The sequence below is a fragment of the Pseudomonas sp. HP_01 genome, assembly GCF_055284355.1.
In genome coordinates this window covers 100179-107282 of sequence record NZ_JBTOPV010000011.1, presented here as the reverse complement: position 1 = coordinate 107282, position 7104 = coordinate 100179, and the positions used below count along the sequence as shown (strand labels likewise).

9 protein-coding genes are annotated in these 7104 nt (G+C 61.3%); 8 read left to right on the top strand and 1 reads right to left on the bottom strand.

Annotation, left to right across the window (positions count from 1 at the left end; genetic code table 11):
• Positions 1-203 precede the first annotated feature (203 nt).
• Positions 204-2036, bottom strand: coding sequence for a monovalent cation:proton antiporter-2 (CPA2) family protein (locus tag ACYAR8_RS08710; RefSeq protein ID WP_108120126.1), 1833 nt, complete (start codon positions 2034-2036; stop codon positions 204-206).
• A 276-nt stretch (positions 2037-2312) separates the two neighbouring features.
• Here ACYAR8_RS08710 and ACYAR8_RS08705 point away from each other — a divergent pair, with 276 nt between their 5' ends.
• The 8 genes from ACYAR8_RS08705 to map all read left to right on the top strand — a co-directional run bounded on the left by ACYAR8_RS08705 (position 2313) and on the right by map (position 6884).
• Positions 2313-2501 carry a hypothetical protein gene (locus ACYAR8_RS08705; protein ID WP_065991502.1) on the top strand — a complete coding sequence of 63 codons (189 nt, stop codon included), beginning with the start codon at positions 2313-2315 and terminating at the stop codon, positions 2499-2501.
• 149 nt (positions 2502-2650) lie between these two features.
• The gene (locus ACYAR8_RS08700; protein ID WP_065991503.1) at positions 2651-2917 is read left to right on the top strand and encodes a PepSY domain-containing protein; all 267 of its coding nucleotides are present in this window, start codon (positions 2651-2653) and stop codon (positions 2915-2917) included.
• Positions 2918-3075: 158 nt separating this feature from the next.
• On the top strand, positions 3076-3501 hold the full coding sequence (locus ACYAR8_RS08695; protein ID WP_074887311.1) for a GNAT family N-acetyltransferase: 426 nt from the start codon (positions 3076-3078) through the stop codon (positions 3499-3501).
• A gap of 92 nt (positions 3502-3593) precedes the next feature.
• A complete protein-coding gene (locus ACYAR8_RS08690) occupies positions 3594-4625 on the top strand; it encodes an Ldh family oxidoreductase (protein ID WP_463579657.1) in 1032 nt (343 codons plus the stop codon).
• A gap of 162 nt (positions 4626-4787) precedes the next feature.
• Positions 4788-5036 carry a hypothetical protein gene (locus ACYAR8_RS08685; RefSeq protein ID WP_108120132.1) on the top strand — a complete coding sequence of 83 codons (249 nt, stop codon included), beginning with the start codon at positions 4788-4790 and terminating at the stop codon, positions 5034-5036.
• 388 nt (positions 5037-5424) lie between these two features.
• The gene (locus ACYAR8_RS08680) at positions 5425-5775 is read left to right on the top strand and encodes a helix-turn-helix domain-containing protein (protein WP_108120134.1); all 351 of its coding nucleotides are present in this window, start codon (positions 5425-5427) and stop codon (positions 5773-5775) included.
• A 72-nt stretch (positions 5776-5847) separates the two neighbouring features.
• A complete protein-coding gene (locus tag ACYAR8_RS08675) occupies positions 5848-6102 on the top strand; it encodes a ParD-like family protein (protein ID WP_108120136.1) in 255 nt (84 codons plus the stop codon).
• On the top strand, positions 6099-6884 hold the full coding sequence (gene map / locus ACYAR8_RS08670) for a type I methionyl aminopeptidase (RefSeq protein WP_074887327.1): 786 nt from the start codon (positions 6099-6101) through the stop codon (positions 6882-6884). Before ACYAR8_RS08675 ends, map begins: the two co-directional genes overlap by 4 nt.
• The last annotated feature ends 220 nt before the right edge of the window (positions 6885-7104 follow it).

The window sequence follows — 7104 nt, the reverse complement described above, 5'->3', positions numbered from 1 at the left end:
CCCCCCCCCCCCCCCCCCCCCCCCCCCCCCCCCCCCCCCCCCCCCCCCCCCCCCCCCCCCCCCCCCCCCCCCCCCCCCCCCCCCCCCCCCCCCCCCCCCCCCCCCCCCCCCACCCCCCCCCCCCGCCCCCCCCCCCCCCCCCCCCCCCCCCCCCCCCCCCCCCCCCCCCGCTCCTACAGGTGGTCTCGGTTTAACCGAAGGACCTACTGTCTAGCCTTGGCTGCAGGCTGGGCGTCACTCGCTTCTTCATCCATCCGGTCGGACTCAAACAGCTCGGACAGTTCAGCTCGGGCCTCCAGCGCGCTTTGCATGACCTTCGCGGCGTCGTCGTAGATCAAGTGCTGGCGGTTGAGCACTTGTTCGTCATGACGCTTGAATCGATCGATGCGCGCGGCCGCCTGGGCTTCACTCAGGCCCAGCCCGATCAGCGTGCGGCGCGTCATCTCCAGGCTTGAATAGAAGGTTTCCCGCACCGCTTCGGCGTCCAGATCCAGCAGGCGGTGAACGTGCTGACGGTTACGGGCCCGGGCAATGATCTTCATGTGCGGATACAGCCTGCGCACCAGCTCGGCGGTTTTGATGTTGGTGTCCGGGTCGTCGGTGGCGATGACGAAATATTCGGCCTGATCCACCTTGGCCGCGCGGAGGATTTCCGGGCGCAGGGGGTCGCCGTAGAATACCGGCACATTGCCGAAGCTGCGGGTGAATTCGATGGTTTCCACCGACGTGTCCAGCGCGATGAACGGGATGTTCTGGGCGCGCAGGATACGCGCAACGATCTGCCCCATCCGGCCTACACCCGCGATTACCACCCGCGGGTTGTCGGATTCGATTTCCTTGTACTCGGCCGGCACTTCCTTGACCACCGGCTTGGGCTTGAGCCAGCGCGACATGACCAGCAGCAACAGCGGCGTCAGCGCCATCGACAGGGTGATCGTCAGCACCAGGGTGTCATACAGCGCGGCATCGAACAGGCCCTGATCGCGGCCGATCTTGAACACCACGAAAGCGAACTCACCACCCGCTGCCAGGACCAGCCCGAGACGCAACGCACTTTGTTTGCCCAGCCCGCCTGCCAGCCGTCCGACGAAGAACAGCAGCGGCAGTTTCAAACCGATCAGCAGCAGCGTCAGGCCCAGCACTGTCAGCGGCGAATGGATCAGCAGGCCAAGGTTGGCACCCATGCCGACACTGATGAAGAACAACCCCAGCAGCAGGCCCTTGAACGGCTCGATCTGCGCTTCCAGCTCGTGGCGGTATTCGGAATCGGCCAGCAGCAGCCCGGCCAGAAATGCCCCCAGCGCCATGGACACGCCCACCAGATCCATCAGCCACGCCGTGCCGATGACCACCAGCAACGCGGTCGCGGTGGAGACTTCCTGCAGTTTGGTTTTGGCGACGATGCGGAACACCGGGCGCAGCAGGTAACGACCGCCGACCACGACAATGGCGATACCACCCAGCACTTGCAGGCCATGACGCAGGGAATCGCCGGAACCGGCCTCGTGGGAACCGCCCGCCAGCATCGGCACCAGCGCGATCAGCGGAATGGCCGCGATGTCCTGGAACAGCAAAATGGCGAAGGCCAGACGTCCATGGGGCGCATTGAGCTCCTTGCGTTCAGCCAGGCTTTGCAAGCCGAAAGCGGTCGACGACAGCGCCAGCCCGAGGCCGAGCACCACGGCGCTGTTCAGCGGCTGATTGAAGCCCAGCAACGCGACCGCGCCAATGACGACCCCCGTGAACAGTACCTGCGCCATGCCGACACCGAACACCGATTTACGCATGGTCCAGAGGCGTCGCGGCGACAACTCAAGGCCAATGATGAACAGCAGCAGCACCACGCCCAGCTCGGAGATGTGCGCGACGCTTTGCGGGTCGCCGATCAGGCCAAGGCAAGAAGGGCCGATGATCACGCCCGCGATCAGGTAGCCAATCACGGCGCCCAGTTGCAGGCGTTTGGCCAGAGGAACCGTGAGAACGGCGGCGAGCAGGAACACGACTGCGGCCTGCAAGAGGCTGCCTTCATGGGGCATTGGGGACTCCTTGTTTGAAAGAGGGCATAGGCAGCGTTCTGCTGTGTGGGCAGATACGTCCTACAGACCTGAAACGCTTGAGCGACGGAAAAGTGCGCGTATTAAACCACGTGAATGTGACGCACATCAGCGGCCTAGACGCTTCGTCGCAGCCCGGACGCAGCCCTGGCCCAGCGACGACGCAGGCGTTGGCGTGTCAGCATCGACGTGAGCAGGTACCATGTCCGCACAGGTGTACTGCGCCCCACGTCTCGACCGGTTTTCAGGAATCCCGCAATGACCAACAAACAGCGTCTGATTTATTCGATCATCATCGCCTTGAGTGTTCTGGCGATCATGCTTGGCCTTTCCCATCTGCAGAACACCGGCGTGCTCAGCGAAAAGACCTTTCAATACATCGCGATCTTCGTCGCCGTCGTCGTGGTGGTGCTGAACGGCGTGCTGCGCCGCAAGGTCAAGCGCTGATCTGGGTGAGCCCAGCATTCAGCCGGTGTCAGCGGTGGTATTCATTCGGCAGCATCAAGCGGTTACAAAACCCCGAATGAACTATTTTTTCGGTGAGTAACTCCAAAAAACCGCATTCAAAAGCCCGCAAAGGGAAATGGAGTTCAATCATGATCAAGAAACTTACCGCTGCCGTTCTCGCCACCGCTGCCCTGACCACCGCACAGTTCGCCCTGGCGGACAAGCCGGGCGCTGGCTGGATCACCATCGAAAAAGCGATCGAAAAAGCCAAGTCGGCAGGTTACACAGAGATCTACAGCATCGAAGCCGACGACAAAGGCTACTGGGAAGGCGAAGGCCGCAAGGCTGACAGCCTGACGTACGAATTCCGCATCGACGGCACCTCCGGCAACGTCCTGCGCGATCAGAAAGACTGATCGACCCAGCGCTTGAGCGCGTGTGGAAGCCCCCGGGCTTCCACGTCCATTCACACTCACCCCGTCGCTACTTTTTTGCTTTAACTCCTCGCAGCTTTACTCCCTCCTGTATATCCGACAACCTTGCGTTCCCCATTTCCGTCAGCAGGAAGCGACGCATGAGTGTCCGGATCGAATTCAAATCCAACCCCTCCGAAGAAGAACGTCTGCAGATCCTCGAGCCACTGAGGGACTACAACGCAGCCATGGCCGGCGACGGCAAGCACGAAAAGTTTGCCTTGTTCGTCCGTGACGAGCAGACCAATGTTGTCCTCGGCGGCCTGCATGGCCGAATCCTCTACAGCTGGCTGTTCATTGAACTGCTCGTGGTGCCTGAACAGGCCCGGGGAAAGCGCACGGGCAGCCAGTTGATGACGATGGCCGAGGACCTCGCCCGCGAACGGGGCTGCGTTGGCGTATGGCTCGACACCTTCGATTTCCAGGCGCCCGAGTTCTATCGCAAGCATGGCTATGAGCAGTTCGGTCAACTCGATGACTACCCGCCCGGGCACCAGCGGCTGTTCTTTCAGAAGCGCTTGCTCTAACACCGGGCTGCGTGTCATGGGCAACGGCGGGCCTGCCTGAACCGGGCGGGGCTGTTCCGCTTCCACCTCCAATAATCACAGCGGAGCTTCAGATGCCTTCAACCCACGACAACCAGACCACCCGGACGATTTCCTTTGCCGAGCTGACAGAGCTGCTGCGGCAGATTTTCGTGCGCCACGGCACCTCGCCCGAAGTTGCGCAAGTGCTGGCCGCCAACTGCGCGGCCGCCGAGCGCGATGGCTCCCACAGCCACGGCATCTTCCGCCTCAAGGGTTATCTGTCGTCGCTGGCAGCCGGTTGGGTCGACGGCCGGGCCGAACCGAAGGTCGAGGACGTGGGCGCAGGGTTTGTGCGCGTCGATGCCATGGGCGGCTTTGCCCAGCCGGCGATGCAGGCGGCCAAGGCCCTTGTCATAGAGAAGGCGCGGGCCGCAGGGATCGCCATTCTGGCCATCCGCAATTCCCACCACTTCGCCGCGCTGTGGCCGGACGTCGAGCCGTTCGCCCAGGAAGGGTTGGTGGCGTTGAGCGTCGTCAACAGCATGACCTGCGTCGTGCCCCACGATGCGCAAAAGCCCTTGTTCGGCACCAACCCCATCGCTTTCGCCGCGCCGCGCGCCGGTGGCCAGCCCATCGTCTTCGACATGGCCACCAGCGCCATCGCCCATGGCGACGTGCAGATTGCCGCCAGAGAGGGGCGCATGCTCCAGCCCGGGATGGGGGTCGACCGTAACGGTGAGCCGACCGAAGACCCGAAGGCCATTCTCGACGGCGGTGCATTGCTGCCATTCGGCGGCTACAAGGGATCGGCGCTGTCGATGATGGTGGAGTTGCTGTCCGCCGCGCTCACCGGCGGCCATTTCTCCTTCGAGTTTGATATGTCGAAGTCTCCCGGGGCGCAAACCCCCTGGACCGGTCAGGTGATCATCGTCATCGATCCGGACAAGGGCAGCGGTCAGGCATTTGCCGAACGCTGCGAAGAGCTGGTCAGGCAGATGCACGGGGTTGGCCAGCAGCGCATGCCGGGTGATCGCCGTTATCGTCAGCGTGAGCGTTCGTTGAACGACGGGATTGTGTTGTCCGCTGCTGATCTTGATCGACTGGAAGCGCTGGCCCGGGTTTAAGCGGTCGGCTGCGGATTCAACCTGGGTAAGGGCAAGAAGGCGTGTGTTGATGGGCACAACACCGGGTCTTTTCCGCACGACCATTCGTCGCGACAGGACTTGCGTTCGAGGGGCGTTGAAAATACTGTATGTTTAAACAGTATCGAGAAGAAGAGAGCGAACATGCAAACCAATCAAGTCGACACCCGTCAGGACTTCACCGCGCAGAAAAACGAATCCTCGTTCAGCAGCGTATGGGGCAACGAGATGCAGCGTGAGGATTTTCTTGCCCTGGCATCGGGACTTCGCCAGTTCAGCGCCAGTCAGGCCGACCTGGCTTTTGTGCCATCCAGCGCAGGCTATGCAACGGGTTATGCCAAGGGCAGCGCAAGCGGCTTCGTGACTGAGCAGGGTCAGCTCGCGGGAGAGTGATGTCGGAGGGGTGCTCCCGGCAAGACAGCCGGGACAGATTCAGGGCTTGAATCGCACCAGGACAGGGACGGGCGTTTGACCAGTCATCGTGTCATCTGCGTCTGGCTGACGCGTTTTACCGGTGCGAATCATCGCCAGGGCAATCAGTGTGCCCACGGCCGACAGCGCCAACCAACCTAGTAAGAAAGAAATCATTGTCTGGTTCTCCGAACTACAAAAATCGGGCTGCCATTCAAAAAGAATAGCGGTACATCAGAACCTATCGGCCACGAAGGGAATTCCTTGAGCCGTCAATTCGGAAGATTGACCAAATGAGCCCAAGGGCGCAACTCCCTCGGACCAATGGGGTCTTGCTCTTTGAACATAGTCAACTTCAGGACCCTCGTTTATGAAAGATCTCGGCTCACGTCTGAAAGAAGAACGCAAACGGCTCGGGCTGTCGCAACAGGATTTTGGTTCCATCGGTGGGGTAGAGGCCAATGCCCAGGGCAAATACGAGAGCGGTGAGCGCATCCCGCGTTCTGATTACCTGGCGGCGCTAGGCAAAAAAGGCATCGACGTCATGTACGTGCTGTCGGGCGAGCGAACGCCGATCGCCACCGACACACTGAACGAAGCGGAGCGGGCGGTCATTACCCATTACCGGGCGCTCAGCGAAGACGACCGAGAGGCGATTTCGCAGTTGGCCACGTCGCTTTCCGAGTGTGCGACCGAGTTTTCCCAGTCGCGCTCCGAGTAGCAGAGCTACGAAGGCCGGTTGCGAGAAAATATATGGAACGTATATGATCCGTATATTCTTCGAGAGGTCGGTATGGGACTGGTAAAAATTTCCGAACAGATGCACGCGAACATTCGTTGCGCCAGCGCGGCCTTGAGTCGCTCGATCAACGCTCAGGCCGAGCACTGGATGCGGGTGGGCATGCTCGCCGAGCTGCACCCCGGTCTGAATTACAGCGAGATCTGCCAGCTGCTGATCCGCGCCGAAACATCAGGCGGCGCCGTGTTGAGCCTTCAGCCCTGCGATCTCGTACCGGATCTGGCCCCCGCCAGGGCGGTGTCCCAATGAGCATCAGTATCAAGACCGAAGCCGACCTGGTAGGGCTGCGTGTGGCGGGGCGTCTGGCGGCAGACGTGTTGGCGATGATCGCAGAGCACGTCAAGCCGGGCATCAGCACCGAAGCGCTGGATGACATCTGCAACGCCTACATCGTCAACGAACTGAAAGTAATCCCTGCCAATGTCGGCTACCACGGGTTCACCAAAACCACCTGCATCTCGCCCAACACGGTCGTCTGCCACGGTATTCCTTCGGCGGAAGATGTGCTCAAAGACGGCGACATCGTCAACATCGATGTCGCGGTTATCAAGGACGGCTGGTACGGGGATACCAGCCGAATGTACTACGTCGGGGAAGTGAGTCCGCTCGCGCGCCGTCTGGTCGAAACCACGTACGAGGCGACCCTCGCCGGGATACATGCAGTGAAGCCTGGTGCGACCTTGGGCGACATCGGCAATGCCATCCAGAACGTGGCGTACCGCGAAGGCTTCAGCGTGGTGCGCGAATACTGCGGGCATGGTATCGGTCGTAAGTACCACGAAGAACCTCAAGTGCTGCATTACGGCGCGGCGGGCAAGGGGCTCAAACTCAAGACCGGCATGGTCTTCACCATTGAGCCGATGATCAATGCCGGCAAACCGGGCACCTACGTCCTGGACGATGGCTGGACCGTGCTCACCCGCGACCAGTCATTGTCGGCCCAGTGGGAGCACATGGTGGCGGTGACCGAAACAGGTTTCGAGCTGCTGACCCCGTGGCCGGACGGCACCGGCGACTACCCTGAAGTCTGAGCGCAGGCGCCGGGCAAGCGGCTGGACGAGGGGGCTGGACGCATAAAGTCACAATAGCGGGCGTGACGGAAATGCGACTTAGCTTGTAGCCTCTTTCTCGTTCCCCTGTGGTGCTGCTTCCTGACAGGCTTAGGATGATCGGTGTAGGTAGCGCCAGGGGAGAACACCACTTTATCGATCACCTGAAAAAACCGGCCTTGGCCGGTTTTTTTATTGCACG